The sequence below is a fragment of the Bacillus sp. 7884-1 genome, assembly GCF_002272245.1.
Taxonomy (GTDB): domain Bacteria; phylum Bacillota; class Bacilli; order Bacillales; family Cytobacillaceae; genus Neobacillus.
In genome coordinates this window covers 1-13,306 of sequence record NZ_NPDD01000274.1, presented here as the reverse complement: position 1 = coordinate 13,306, position 13,306 = coordinate 1, and the positions used below count along the sequence as shown (strand labels likewise).

The window sequence follows — 13,306 nt, the reverse complement described above, 5'->3', positions numbered from 1 at the left end:
TTTGGGGTCCTTTTCCTATCAGCCGCATTACTAAGAAAATGTACGAGGAGAGGATCCTAGAGTTAAACGAGAAGTATAGCCACAACTATATGGACGGTATACATGCCTGCGGAAGAATGATTTTTAAGAAAGCAAAGACTCAAGGTTTAATAAAAATTAATCCTACTGAAGATTATAAACTGCCTAAAAAACAACAAACTGTAGAGGAATTAGAGAAGGAAGAGGAGGACATTAACTTTTTAGAAAAAGAAGAGCTTGCTCATTTCCTTAAATTAGCCCAATCAGATGGGCTTGAAATGGATCATATAGTTTTCACTGTACTTTCCTACACTGGTTTAAGAATAGGTGAATTATTAGCCCTAAAATGGACTGATTTTAACGCTAAACAAGGGACTTTGCGCATAACCAAAACAATTTACAATCCCACTAATAATTTTGAAAAGTATCAACTGCTCACCCCAAAAACAACTGGATCAAGACGAACTATTGAGATCGATGAAATGCTTGTAAAAATGCTAAAAAAACACGAGATAAAGCAAAAAGAAACAAAACTCAAAAACAAGCCTATATACCAAGACAACGGATTTATTTTTGCTCGGGATGATGGGCACCCACAATTAAGAAAAGTTTTTGAAACCAGGCTTCACCGTTTGCTAAATAAGGCAGGAATTCAAAAAAATATTACTCCACACTCCTTCAGACATACTCATGCTTCTTTAATGTTTGAGGCAGGAGCAACTATCAAAGAAGTAATGGAACGCCTTGGCCATACGGATCCAAAGACAACAACTGTTATTTATACTCATGTTACCCAAAGCACGAAAGAAAAGACCTCCCAACAGTTCAGTAAACTGATGAAAGGCCTTCTCCATTAACTTTGGTTTTCTTTTGTCAATTAATGCGGACAAACCCTCGGACAAGATTGTTCGCTAATCACTTGAAACGTTGATATAAAAGGGGGTATAAACCCTAATTACATCATGCCGCCCATTCCACCCATGCCGCTCATGTCAGGCATGCCGCCTTGACCAGCTGGTTCTGGCTTGTCAGCAACAACTGCTTCAGTTGTTAAGAACATAGCCGCTACGGATGCAGCGTTTTGTAATGCAGAACGAGTTACTTTAGTTGGGTCAACGATACCAGCGTCGATCATGTTTACCCACTCACCAGTAGCTGCGTTGAAGCCTGTTCCAACGGCTTCGCGCTTTAAGCGGTCAACAATTACAGATCCTTCAAGACCAGCATTGTGAGCGATTGTACGTACAGGCTCTTCGATCGCACGTAATACGATGTTAATACCAGTAGCTACATCGCCTTCTGCTTGAATTTCAGCAACTTTGTTGTATACGTTAAGAAGGGCAACACCACCACCGGATACGATACCTTCTTCAACTGCAGCACGAGTTGCGTTCAAAGCGTCTTCAATACGAAGCTTGCGCTCTTTTAATTCAGTTTCAGTCGCAGCACCAACTTTGATTACTGCTACACCGCCAGCTAATTTCGCTAAGCGCTCTTGTAATTTTTCACGGTCAAATTCAGAAGTAGTTTCTTCTAATTGAACACGGATTTGATTTACACGTGAAGCGATTGCAGCAGTATCTCCTGCACCCTCAACGATAGTTGTGTTTTCTTTTGTTACAACAATCTTAGAAGCACGTCCTAAGGATGTGATTGTTGTAGTTTTAAGTTCACGGCCAAGCTCTTCAGTAATCACTTCACCGCCAGTTAATGCAGCGATATCTTCAAGCATTGCTTTACGACGGTCGCCAAAGCCAGGAGCTTTAACAGCAACTGCATTGAATGTTCCACGAAGTTTGTTCAATACTAAAGTAGAAAGTGCTTCACCTTCGATATCTTCAGCAATCAATAATAGTGGCTTGCCTTGTTGAACAACTTGCTCAAGCACAGGAAGGATTTCTTGGATGCTTGAGATCTTTTTGTCTGTGATTAAGACATATGGATTTTCTAAAACAGCTTCCATTTTGTCTGTGTTTGTTACCATGTATGCAGATGTATATCCGCGGTCAAATTGCATACCTTCAACAACATCTAGTTCAGTTGTGAAGCCTTTTGACTCTTCGATCGTGATGACGCCGTCGTTACCAACGCGCTCCATCGCTTCAGCAATTAATTGACCTACTTCTTTATCATCAGAAGAAATAGCAGCAACTTGTGCGATAGACTCTTTGCCTTCGATTGGTTTAGAAATAGCTTTTAATCCTTCAACAGCAACTGTAACTGCCTTTTCAATCCCTTTACGGATACCCATTGGGTTAGCACCAGCTGTTACGTTCTTTAAGCCTTCACGAATCATCGCTTGAGCAAGAACTGTTGCAGTTGTAGTACCGTCACCAGCAACATCGTTTGTTTTGCTTGCAACTTCAGCAACTAGTTTTGCACCCATATTTTCAAATGCATCTTCTAATTCGATTTCTTTCGCGATTGTTACACCGTCATTAGTAATAAGTGGTGAACCAAACTTTTTCTCAAGAACCACGTTACGTCCTTTAGGTCCAAGAGTTACTTTTACTGTATCTGCCAAGGCATCAACTCCACGTAGCATTGCGCGGCGTGCATCTTCACTAAATTTAATTTCTTTAGCCATGTTCAAAAAACCTCCTCGTATTTTCTAAACTATCTTTTAATTACTTGCCTACAACAGCAAGGATATCGTTTTCACGTAAAATTAAATATTCATTTCCTTCAAACTTAACTTCTGTTCCAGAGTATTTTGAGAAGATAATACGATCGCCTACAGAAACTTCAAGAGCAACGCGTTCGCCACTTTCAAGCACACGACCAGTACCTACGGCAACTACTCTTCCTTCTTGAGGCTTTTCCTTAGCAGAGTCCGGTAAAACGATACCGCTTGCAGTTTTTTCTTCTGATTCAACAAGCTCAATGACAATACGATCACCTAGTGGTCTTAACAAATCAAACAACCTCCTCAAATAGATATGTAATTCTGACTTATTAGCACTCTCTTAACATGAGTGCTAACACAATTATTATAATAATCAATGCAAAAAAAATTTGCAAGTATGAAGCCATATTTTTTATTATTTTTTACAACTTTACAAGTATGTGATTTACACCCAGGAATATACTTCTTTTTTTAAAATAAACATTAAAATTGAAACAACCCTCCCATTATTAGTAGAATGAACTATAGGTTAAAATAACAAGAAGGCTTCTCAAAAGGAGATATAAAATTTGAAAAGGGAATATTGGATAGTATTAATTGTCTATATAGCAATGCAGTTATCGAGCCTTATTGGAATTCCTGGGCTGATGTTTCTATTTGGATACTTAGGGATGGATCGAGGTCTAGTTGTCCCCTACTGGTTAATTTTCAGCTTTACCCTTGCACTAGTGATTATTCTTTTCATATTACGAGCAGAAATGAAGAAACCTACGCTGAATGAAAGAAGCAGTTCCTTTAGCTATTCTGCTGTCTGGGCAGTAATTGGTGTCTTCCTAGCCTTATTTGCCCAATCCCTCGCTGCTAATATTGAACGGCTTATTGGTGTTGAAATGGGATCAGAAAACACCCAGCAAATTCTTGCTATTATTGAGTCCTTTCCGCTCGCCATTTTAGTCAGCTCTGTAATTGGACCCATATTAGAGGAGATTGTCTTTCGGAAGATTATTTTCGGTACTCTTCATAAACGTTTTAACTTTTTTTTATCCGCTCTAATCAGCTCGGTCATTTTTGCCTTAGCTCATATGGAGCCGCATCATATTCTGCTTTATTCAGCTATGGGCTTCACTTTTGCATTTCTCTATGTAAAAACAAAACATATCCTTGTACCGATTTTTGCCCATGTTACGATGAATACATTAGTTGTCGTCATGCAGTCGGTTTATAAAGATGAGATTACTGAATTAATGCGTAAGGCAGAAACAATTCAAAACTTTATCGGAGGCTTTTTATGAAACGTTCACCCATGTTATCCGGAATTATTTATATTGTGCTTGGTTGCTTATTTACCTATTTTGCAATCGAAGATGTCACACTAAACGGCTGGGGGTTTTTCAGCTACCTGCTCGTTATCCTTGCCACCTTTGACTTCGGATCTGGTTTAAGAATGATATTCTTTTACAATAGATATAAGAAACAAATTAAAAAATAAGCGTAAGCAAAAAGGTCCTTTCACTAATGTGATAGGACCTTTTTCTTAAAGCTTTGTCTTTGTTTTTATCGTTGAATTTTTATCCTGTGTCAGTTCGGCTGAATATTCAACAGTTCCAATTTGACAGCCTGCCCCAATTTTCACTGTTTTGCCTCGAACGATATCTGCCTTTGTATTTTCTAAGTAAACGATATCCCCTTCAATAACCTTGGCAGTAAGCATCCCCGTATCTTTTCCAAATGGCAGTAGGGTGTTACTCTTCTTCTTAACCGTGATTAACCCGCCGCCAATTTCACCTGCAAAACTCTGCCCAAACCGTAACGAAATATTAATTTTATCTGCATTAAGCAGACCTTTAATTTCAAAGCCGCCTGATGAATCAAAGGTTTCGTATTCAACGTCACCGCCTGCAGATATCGTTCCTTTAATATTTGCTTCATCTCCTGTTAAGCTTTCACCAACGTCAAGAGTTCCGAGTATTTTCATTTTCTTCAAAGCCGCCCTGCCACCGACTGTCATAGTCCCCATAATCAGCATTTCCTCTGACTCCAAATTCCCCTTAACTTCTGCCTCACCAAAGACCTTTACAGACTTTGTTTTAACATTTTCCAACGCTTCACTCGTTCCATAGATATTGAAAACAGAACATTCTACATCAGAAACTATCGTGGCATCTCCCCTAATACTAATTTTGTCGTATTGGCCCCCGGAGTAATTTCCTGACCCGTTAATCGTTAGGTTTTGCCCCTTTTCCATTTCCCTTCCACCCTTCACTTATATCTTTCTGATGTCTTTCACTATCGAATTCTTATCCATTGTAAATTCACCCGAATATTCAACTACTTCAATTTCGCAATTAGCCCCGATTACGACATGATTCCCACGGACAATTCCTGCTATGGTGTTTTCAATTTCAATTTTATCTCCTTCAATACATTCCGATTTCAATTGATTACGTACAAAAGGTTTAAGGAAGCCCAGGAGTGAGTTTTTTTGCTTTATTAGGATGGTTTGACCGCCTATCTCTTTTGCATTACAATCTGCAAAAATAGTGATGTCAATTAAATCAGCATTTAACAAGCCGCCGATCGTAAATTGTGATTCTGCCTTAAACGTTTCCGCTTCACAATCTTCTCCCACAGTTAACCTGCCTTTAATCTTTATTTCATCCCCTTTAATTTTCCCTCCGACATTCGCTTTGCCTGATACCTTCAGCTTCTTTACCATCAGGTTTCCTGTAACTCCCGCCGTCCCATCAACCGTTAGAAACTGACTCTCCATATTGCCTTTAATCTTTCCGTGTCCATTAAACTGCGCATGATGATTCACAACAACGTTCCCAGTTATAGAACCTGAACCATTAACATCCAAATCCGAGCATTCCACATCACCAGTAACCGTTCCTTTACCATTAATACTTACCGAATTGAACGATCCGCCATTTGAAGATCCAAAGCCATTTATAAGCAAGTCTCCCCTTTTTTTCGTCTCCATTTTGATTCTCCTTTATAATAATTTTGATTTTATTTCCTCCATGCATGCCATTAGCGATAGCTGGACGACTATTTTCGTGCTCCGTTCAAAATGGAAGTTCTCAGTATTAATTAGTAAAAGACAAGATGAAACACCTAATTTCCGGGTGAACACCAATTCAGCGTTCTTTTGCCTAATCAATGACTTATTGTCTAGTAAAACCTGTAACAGCATTTTCCCTTCATCCAAATTAATTTCTCCTGACTGAAGCAGCTTTTCTAAAACATACACTTCAAGGATTCGTGAAAAATTAAACGTAGGTCCGCCCTTTTCTATTTCTAAATAATAATCAAGTACTGTATTTGAAACAATGTTACGCTTAACTAATTCATCCTTTTCCAGCTGTAAATCGGCTATATTCGGTGAAAACATATCAGCTAATTCATCTAATGAAAGGTTTTCTTTCATTTGTTGAATTTTATTAATTCGTTCTAAAATCTTACCTTTTGGAAAAAATGTCTCTTGACCCGTAAATGTTGATTTTCTGATAAACCAATCCTCAGGTATAAGGTCTTTTCGTTTCCATCTATATAACTGTCCATAAGATATTCCGGCTAAATCTAACAAATCCTTCTTTGAAATTAACTCCTCACTCATCATGAAAACCCCTTTCATAGAAAGAGTGTAACATAACACTGTTACACTCGTAAAGTTTCCTTCTTTATTTTTATTCGACAAAAAAAGACCTTCTCACTATATATGTGAAAAGGTCTTTACTCTTATTCTTCTGTTGTCTCCTCTGTTGGGTAGTGCTTCAAAAAGTAAATAAGTGATTGTAGTTCAACAGCCAAGTCAATATGATGAACGCGAATGGATGGCGGCACATTCAATCTGGCAGGAGTAAAATTCAGGATTGCCTTAATATGAGAATTTACAAGTCTATCGGTAATCATTTGTGCCACGGGAGCAGGTACAGTCAGAATGGCTACATGAATATCATCATTGCTTAAAACCTTCTCGAGCTCATCCATATGAAACACTGGTACATCACGAATCGTTGTTCCCATCTTATCCGGATCCACATCAAAGGCACATTCAATTTTTGTATTATTATTTTTTAAAAAATTATAATTTAAAAAGGCTGTACCAAGATTACCTACACCAATTAACGCTACTTTTGTTAATTCATCCTGGTCTAAGGTTTTCCGAAAGAAAGTTAATAAATAATTGACATTATAGCCATATCCCTTTTTCCCTAAGGCTCCAAAATATGAAAAATCCCGGCGAATGGTTGCCGAATCCACCTTCACAGCCTCACTTAACTCTGCAGAAGATACCCTCTGTTTACCGGAAGAATGCAGATTCTTTAAAAATCGATAATATAAGGGAAGCCGTTTTGCTGTCGCTTGTGGTATTTTCATCGTTTCATTACTCATATTCTCCCACCCCCTATAAATAGTTTGATCAATTATTTAACTTGTTCGGTCCTATGGAAATCTCCGTTTTTTCCGCCGGTTTTTTCAACCAGATATGTTTTTCCTATAACCATACCCTTATCCACTGCCTTGCACATGTCATAAACAGTTAAGGCACATGTGGAAGCAGCTGTTAACGCTTCCATTTCAACACCTGTATTTCCTTTTGTTTTGACAGCAGCTGCAATATTTAATGTATATGCGGTATCATGTTCTTTTTCCCATGAGAAGGATATATTTACCCTAGTTAAAGGAATTGGGTGGCACATAGGGATCAAATCCCAGGTCTTCTTTGCCCCCATTACCGCAGCCACTTGAGCCACAGCAAGAACATCGCCTTTTTTCATATCATTATTTGTTATTTTTTCATATATTTCTTGACTAACCGTAATACTGGAATGAGCAAGTGCCGTACGGGCCGTTTCTGGCTTATCGCTAACATCCACCATTTTAGCTCTTCCTTCTTCGTTAAAATGAGTAAAATCAGACATAAACAGTAGCCTCCCAGAAAATCATACTATATTTTTCACAATTTGTCTGTGAAACCTTGAGCGAATGATAAAATATTTACATTTTTTTCTTAAGAGATATTCTCTTATTTTCTCCAACACCAAGACACTTTATTGCTGACTTTGTTGGAATAAGGTACACTTATTTTAGTAATTGAGGTGAAAACAATGATTTTATTACAAGTAAATCAACTAGCAAAATACTATGGTGCAGACCTAATTTTATCGAATATAAAACTAGAATTACAAACACGGGACCGTGTGGCACTTGTGGGGCGAAACGGTGCAGGAAAATCGACATTATTGAAAATAATTGCCGGGCATCTGTCCCATGATGGCGGAGAAATTATTAAACCAAAGGGCGTAAGCATTGGTTATTTAGCTCAGAATACCGGATTAGAGTCAAATTTGTCGATTTGGGATGAAATGTTAACGGTTTTTGAATCACTTAGAAGTATGGAAAAAACACTTCGACAGCTAGAGGTTTCGATGTCGGATCCTGCCGCTATGGAGGATGGTACCCGCTACGATCGAATTTTAAAAGAATATGATGAACTGCAAGTGAGATTTAAAGAACAGGGAGGGTATCAGTATGAAGCGGATATTCGCTCTATCCTCCACGGTTTAAACTTTCATAATAACTCTTTGATGATATCCAGCTTAAGCGGTGGTCAGAAGACGCGTCTAGCTTTAGGGAAACTCCTTTTAACAAAGCCCGATATTTTAATATTGGATGAGCCTACAAACCATCTTGATATCGATACACTTACATGGCTGGAGCAATACTTGCAAGGCTATGATGGCGCCATTTTAATCGTATCCCATGACCGTTACTTTTTGGATAAAGTCGTCACACAGGTTTATGAAATGTCACGAAGGCAAATTCAAAAATTCATCGGAAACTATAGCTCTTATCTTGATCAAAAAGCGGCTAATTATGAGCGTGATTTAAAGGTATACGAAAAGCAGCAGCAGGAAGTAGCGGATCTTCAAGATTTTATCCAGCGTAACCTAGCGCGTGCATCGACGACCAAGCGAGCTCAAAGCCGGCGTAAAAAATTGGAGAAAATGGACTTAATGGACCGGCCATTAGGAGACGAGAAGTCTGCCACCTTCTCTTTTGAAATAGAGAAACAAACGGGAAATGATGTTCTTTTTGTAGATAACCTCGCAGTCGGATATGAAGGACAAAAAGTATCGGAGAAGATCTCCTTTCGTGCCTACCGTGGTGAAAGTATTGCCTTAGTTGGTCCAAATGGAATTGGTAAGTCTACTCTACTAAAAACGATAATAAAAAAACTTCCTTCCTTAGCCGGTACGATTCAATATGGTGCAAATCTAGCAATTGGATACTACGACCAGGAGCAGGCTGAACTAACCTCCAATAAGCGGGTTCTAAATGAGCTATGGGATGAATGGCCGTTAAAAAGCGAGAAGGAAATACGAACTGTCTTAGGGAACTTCCTGTTTTCCGGTGATGATGTATTAAAAATTGTTTCTACATTAAGCGGCGGTGAAAAGGCAAGACTTGCACTGGCCAAATTAATGCTCGAAAAAGCAAATGTCCTAATATTGGACGAGCCTACTAACCATCTTGACCTAGATAGTAAAGAAGTTCTCGAGAATGCCTTAGTCGACTACCCAGGTACGATTATTTTTGTATCACACGATCGCTACTTTATTAACAGAATTGCGACAAAGGTACTGGAGCTTAGCGCGTACGGCAGTTCTGAGTTTCTCGGTGACTATGACTATTATTTAGAGAAAAAGCTTGAGGAAGCGGAGCTAAAGGCTTTAGAAATTGCAAGCACCACAAGGAAACAAACTCAAAGTGAAGCACAAGAAAGAAATACCTACCAACAGGATAAAGAAGGTAAAAAGCTTGAGCGGCAGCGAAAGCGAAAATTAGAAGAAATTGAATTACGTATTGAAGAACTGGAGGCACTTATCCAAGAGTACGAGGAAAAGCTATGTGAGCCTGAAATATTTCAGGACCACGAGAAGGTTCTTGAAATCAATTTAAAAAGTGAAAAAGCAAAGACTGAACTCGAACAGCTAATGGAAGAATGGGCCGAACTGGCAGAATAAATACAATAGGGGCTTGGATAACCAATATCCAAGCCCCTTTTTACTATTTTATTGGTATGGTTAGTATGTCTGTTTTAGAACCGTCCTTTGCGGAATAAACAAATAGCTCGATCGTAACTTCTTCTTTTGTCAAAAGTTCCTTGTCGATCGTTATTTCAAAGCTTCCCCATGCAGGCGCACCGTCTGTTTGATAATGATTTTCTTGTAATATCTCCGTTCCAGAGATTACTGCATATTGAAAAACACCTTCAAACACCCTGGCCTTTCCCTTCACGAGTGCCTCACCATCCGATTTTGAAACTGTAACTTCTTTAAAGACTTCATTTTGGTACTGTTTATTGGCTACCTGTTCTTGATCATTTCCATCATCAATCACTTCTGGTTTCTTATCGTCTGTTGATAAATTAATATCTAAGCTGCAAGCCGTTAATCCGAAAAATAGGACCATGAGAATCCCTAATAAGAACTTCTTTTTCATCCATATCCCCCTCTTCTACTTTTTATCTACTATATTCGCCGAAATTAAAAATTCCCCTATGGAGGCAACTCTACATTTTCACTTAATAATCGACAAAATTCGTTAAAAACTCTTAAATTTCTCCCCTAAGATACCTTTTCCACAACTTTATGCACATATTAAAACTTAGTACTGCAACCTTATTCCCACTTTTCCACATTATCCACAGAAAAAGCTCTACTTATCCACATTGTCCACATAAAACAGGTAACTTACCCACATTATTCATGCAACTCACACTTTTTCAAAAAAAGTTATCCACAAAAAAGCCCTTCTTATTCAGAAGGACTCTAATTGTATAATTCTATATCTAATCCTGGATTTGCATTTAATGTAAGATCGGCTCGAATTCCTTTTTCGAACATAATACTCCCTGCTGCAGCAATCATCGCAGCATTATCTGTACATAAGTTTAAAGGCGGTATGACTAAATCAATATCTGCTTTGTCTGAAAAGGCCTTTTCAAGTGCCTTTCTAAGACCTTTATTCGCAGCAACGCCGCCAGCCAGCAGCACTTGCTTAACCTTATATTCCTCGGTTGCTTTTACTGTCTTTTTCACCAATACTTCGATTACACTTTCCTGAAAGCTTGCTGCAAGATCCTCTGGTGTGATGATTTCACCCCGTTGTTCGGCATTATGAACGGTATTAATAACCGCTGATTTTAACCCGCTAAAGCTAAAATCATAGGACCCTTCTTCTAGCCAGGCTCTAGGCAAATTAAGCGTATCACTGCCCTCTTGAGCCAGCCTGTCAATATGCGGGCCACCGGGATATGGCAGTTTCAAGGTCCTCGCAACCTTATCATAAGCCTCACCAGCAGCGTCATCCCTTGTTTCACCAATGACTTCAAAATGTCCCTGTTCTTTCATGTAGACTAACTCCGTATGACCTCCGGATACCACCAAGGAGAGGAGAGGAAAACTTAACTCTGTCACAAGCCGGTTTGCATAAATATGTCCAGCAATATGATGAACAGGAACGAGTGGAATGTTATGTGCAAATGCTAATGCTTTTGCAGCATTTACACCGATCAACAGGGCACCTACTAATCCAGGGCCCTCCGTTACGGCAATTGCATCCAACTCTGAAAATGTAAGATTTGCTTCCTTTAAAGCTTCTTCAATGATAATCGTAATTTGTTCAACATGATGACGAGAAGCAATTTCAGGAACCACTCCGCCAAAACGCTTATGGCTTTCAATTTGTGAGGCAACTACATTGGCCGCAATTTCTCTGCCATTTTTTATAATGGAAACAGCTGTTTCATCACAGCTAGTTTCAATACCCATAATCCACTGATCTTTTATCATATATTCACCCACATCACTAGAGCATCTTCTTGATTATCTGAATAATAATTTTTCCGAATGCCGCCATTTTGGAATCCTAACTTACGGTAAAGAGATTGTGCTACCTGGTTCGTCACACGAACTTCAAGAGTCATGCTTCTCGCTCCCATCTCCTTAGCAAGTGTCATCATTTTACGAAGCAATGCTTCCCCTAGCTTTCTGCCTCTATATTCAGGAAGTATGGCCACATTCGTTACATGGGCTTCATCAATGACAACCCATGCACCAACATAACCAATTATCTTTTGGTCTTCTTCCAAGACAATATAAACCGCAAATTTATTATTATAGATTTCATTATAAAAAGCTTCTCTGCTCCAGGGTGTAGCAAAAGAGGCATGTTCAACCTCTAAAATTTGATCGATATCCTCTTCCTTCATATGACGAAAAACATAAGAATCTACCATATTTCTCTATTCCTATCCTTTTAAAATTTCCCATTTGCCTCTAACCACTTCGCTTCTGCCTCAGCTAAACGGATATAATTAGGAACAAAGGAATGAATGTCCTCTCCCAGTTTATTTTCACCTAATAAGGCGAGCTCCGAAGGGCGAGGATTATGCTCCGTAATCGCAGCAAATACTGCTTGAGAGTTCAGGGTATCTTTTATCACAGCTTGATGAAGGGGTAAATCGTTGCCAACAAATAAAATGGGTTTCTTTAACTCCTTTAATGATTCAGCCCAATCCGCTGACATGACCAAGCGGTCGTCTTTAACTGCCGTTAGTTCCCCGCTTTGGTATTCATAAAGCCCTGTGTAGACTTGTCCTCTTCTAGCATCAAAAAGAGGCGAGATATAACCATCAAAGTATCTTCCTGCCCCTGCTGCAATAATTTCAAGACTAGAAATTCCGACTAAGGGAATCTTTAACGACCAAGCCATTGTTTTGGCTATTGTAACGCCAATGCGAACTCCTGTATAAGAGCCTGGACCCTTCGCAACCACTATTTTTGTTAACTGTGCTGGGACTCTTTCACAATCCTTCATTAACGTTTGAATGGCGGGCATAATGCGAACTGAATGATTCTTCTTTAAGTTGGTAATATATTCGCCAAGTACCTGATTATCTTCAATAAGCGCAACCCCTAATGGATAATTAGAAGTATCAATCGCTAGAATGGTCATTTAGAAATATCTCCTTACATAATTGCTCATATCTCTTTCCTTTTGGAACAAACACAATTTTTCTTTTTTCAGGACCCTCGTGATACAAATAGATGGTTAACAATTCAACTGGCAATTGTTCTTCAATTAAATGAGCCCATTCTACAACGGTGACTCCATCGCCTTCAAAATATTCATCAAAGCCTAAATCCTCATAGGCATCTGCAACCCGGTATACATCCATATGATACAAAGGCAATCTGCCTTTATACTCTTTTATTATGGTAAAGGTCGGACTGTTTACGGTTTTTTTTATATCTAATCCTTTAGCTAATCCTTTCGTGAAGGTCGTTTTACCCGCACCTAAATCTCCCTCTAGGCAAATCACATCTCCAGGCTTTAATAACGCTGCAAGTTTAGATGCAAGCTGAAAAGTTTCACTAGGATCTATTGTATTTTTTTCATACTGATTCATATAATCACCTTTAACGAAACAATAGCATGCCGCTATCTTCATTCTACCTTATTTTTGTAAAAAAAAACCTTAGGATAGCTCCTAAGGATGTCCATTCACTATGTATTTTACCTAATTTCCGCCATTTAAGCAAAAATGCAAAAAAAATACGAAACATCGTTTCGTGTTTTTAAAAATAT

At 38.7% G+C, this 13,306-nt stretch carries 16 protein-coding genes; 4 read left to right on the top strand and 12 right to left on the bottom strand.

Annotated features, from left to right (window positions below; genetic code table 11):
- A partial coding sequence (locus CHI06_RS27625) for a tyrosine-type recombinase/integrase (RefSeq protein ID WP_142301037.1) occupies positions 1–875 on the top strand: 875 nt, incomplete at its 5' end.
- Between the two features lie 98 nt (positions 876–973).
- Here the strand turns inward: CHI06_RS27625 and groL are convergent.
- Both groL and groES read right to left on the bottom strand, forming a co-directional pair.
- Positions 974–2,605 carry a chaperonin GroEL gene (gene groL, locus CHI06_RS27620; RefSeq protein WP_095251846.1) on the bottom strand — a complete coding sequence of 544 codons (1,632 nt, stop codon included), beginning with the start codon at positions 2,603–2,605 and terminating at the stop codon, positions 974–976.
- A 40-nt stretch (positions 2,606–2,645) separates the two neighbouring features.
- Complete coding sequence (groES, locus tag CHI06_RS27615) at positions 2,646–2,933, bottom strand: co-chaperone GroES (RefSeq protein ID WP_095251845.1); 288 nt, start codon at positions 2,931–2,933, stop codon at positions 2,646–2,648.
- Between the two features lie 280 nt (positions 2,934–3,213).
- On the opposite strand from groES, the gene CHI06_RS27610 reads away from it, so the two are divergent.
- Both CHI06_RS27610 and CHI06_RS27605 read left to right on the top strand, forming a co-directional pair.
- The gene (locus CHI06_RS27610; protein WP_095251844.1) at positions 3,214–3,936 is read left to right on the top strand and encodes a CPBP family intramembrane glutamic endopeptidase; all 723 of its coding nucleotides are present in this window, start codon (positions 3,214–3,216) and stop codon (positions 3,934–3,936) included.
- A complete protein-coding gene (locus CHI06_RS27605) occupies positions 3,933–4,133 on the top strand; it encodes a YdiK family protein (RefSeq protein ID WP_095251843.1) in 201 nt (66 codons plus the stop codon). The genes CHI06_RS27610 and CHI06_RS27605 overlap by 4 nt, the downstream gene beginning before the upstream one ends.
- 45 nt (positions 4,134–4,178) lie before the next feature.
- On the opposite strand, the gene CHI06_RS27600 is transcribed toward CHI06_RS27605, so the two are convergent.
- The 5 genes from CHI06_RS27600 to moaC form a co-directional block, all read right to left on the bottom strand.
- Entirely contained in the window at positions 4,179–4,889 is a 711-nt protein-coding gene (locus CHI06_RS27600) for a cytoplasmic protein (protein WP_095251842.1), read from the bottom strand.
- Positions 4,890–4,907: 18 nt separating this feature from the next.
- The gene (locus CHI06_RS27595; RefSeq protein ID WP_095251841.1) at positions 4,908–5,627 is read right to left on the bottom strand and encodes a polymer-forming cytoskeletal protein; all 720 of its coding nucleotides are present in this window, start codon (positions 5,625–5,627) and stop codon (positions 4,908–4,910) included.
- A 12-nt stretch (positions 5,628–5,639) separates the two neighbouring features.
- Complete coding sequence (locus CHI06_RS27590) at positions 5,640–6,263, bottom strand: YhbD family protein (protein ID WP_095251840.1); 624 nt, start codon at positions 6,261–6,263, stop codon at positions 5,640–5,642.
- Positions 6,264–6,385: 122 nt separating this feature from the next.
- Positions 6,386–7,042 carry a redox-sensing transcriptional repressor Rex gene (locus CHI06_RS27585; protein ID WP_095251839.1) on the bottom strand — a complete coding sequence of 219 codons (657 nt, stop codon included), beginning with the start codon at positions 7,040–7,042 and terminating at the stop codon, positions 6,386–6,388.
- A gap of 32 nt (positions 7,043–7,074) precedes the next feature.
- On the bottom strand, positions 7,075–7,572 hold the full coding sequence (gene moaC / locus CHI06_RS27580; protein ID WP_095251838.1) for a cyclic pyranopterin monophosphate synthase MoaC: 498 nt from the start codon (positions 7,570–7,572) through the stop codon (positions 7,075–7,077).
- A 186-nt stretch (positions 7,573–7,758) separates the two neighbouring features.
- Here moaC and CHI06_RS27575 point away from each other — a divergent pair, with 186 nt between their 5' ends.
- Positions 7,759–9,678, top strand: coding sequence for an ABC-F family ATP-binding cassette domain-containing protein (locus tag CHI06_RS27575; protein ID WP_095251837.1), 1,920 nt, complete (start codon positions 7,759–7,761; stop codon positions 9,676–9,678).
- A gap of 43 nt (positions 9,679–9,721) precedes the next feature.
- Here CHI06_RS27575 and CHI06_RS27570 read toward each other — a convergent pair whose 3' ends face one another.
- The 5 genes from CHI06_RS27570 to tsaE all read right to left on the bottom strand — a co-directional run bounded on the left by CHI06_RS27570 (position 9,722) and on the right by tsaE (position 13,127).
- Positions 9,722–10,156, bottom strand: a complete 435-nt coding sequence (locus tag CHI06_RS27570; protein WP_095251836.1) for a Gmad2 immunoglobulin-like domain-containing protein — start codon at positions 10,154–10,156, stop codon at positions 9,722–9,724.
- A 329-nt stretch (positions 10,157–10,485) separates the two neighbouring features.
- Positions 10,486–11,508 (bottom strand): tRNA (adenosine(37)-N6)-threonylcarbamoyltransferase complex transferase subunit TsaD, encoded by a 1,023-nt coding sequence (tsaD, locus tag CHI06_RS27565; RefSeq protein ID WP_095251835.1) that lies wholly within the window; start codon positions 11,506–11,508, stop codon positions 10,486–10,488.
- A complete protein-coding gene (gene rimI / locus CHI06_RS27560; RefSeq protein WP_095251834.1) occupies positions 11,505–11,954 on the bottom strand; it encodes a ribosomal protein S18-alanine N-acetyltransferase in 450 nt (149 codons plus the stop codon). Before rimI ends, tsaD begins: the two co-directional genes overlap by 4 nt.
- Positions 11,955–11,974: 20 nt before the next feature.
- On the bottom strand, positions 11,975–12,673 hold the full coding sequence (gene tsaB / locus CHI06_RS27555; RefSeq protein ID WP_095251833.1) for a tRNA (adenosine(37)-N6)-threonylcarbamoyltransferase complex dimerization subunit type 1 TsaB: 699 nt from the start codon (positions 12,671–12,673) through the stop codon (positions 11,975–11,977).
- Positions 12,654–13,127 (bottom strand): tRNA (adenosine(37)-N6)-threonylcarbamoyltransferase complex ATPase subunit type 1 TsaE, encoded by a 474-nt coding sequence (gene tsaE, locus CHI06_RS27550; protein ID WP_095251832.1) that lies wholly within the window; start codon positions 13,125–13,127, stop codon positions 12,654–12,656. Before tsaE ends, tsaB begins: the two co-directional genes overlap by 20 nt.
- Between the last annotated feature and the right edge of the window lie 179 nt (positions 13,128–13,306).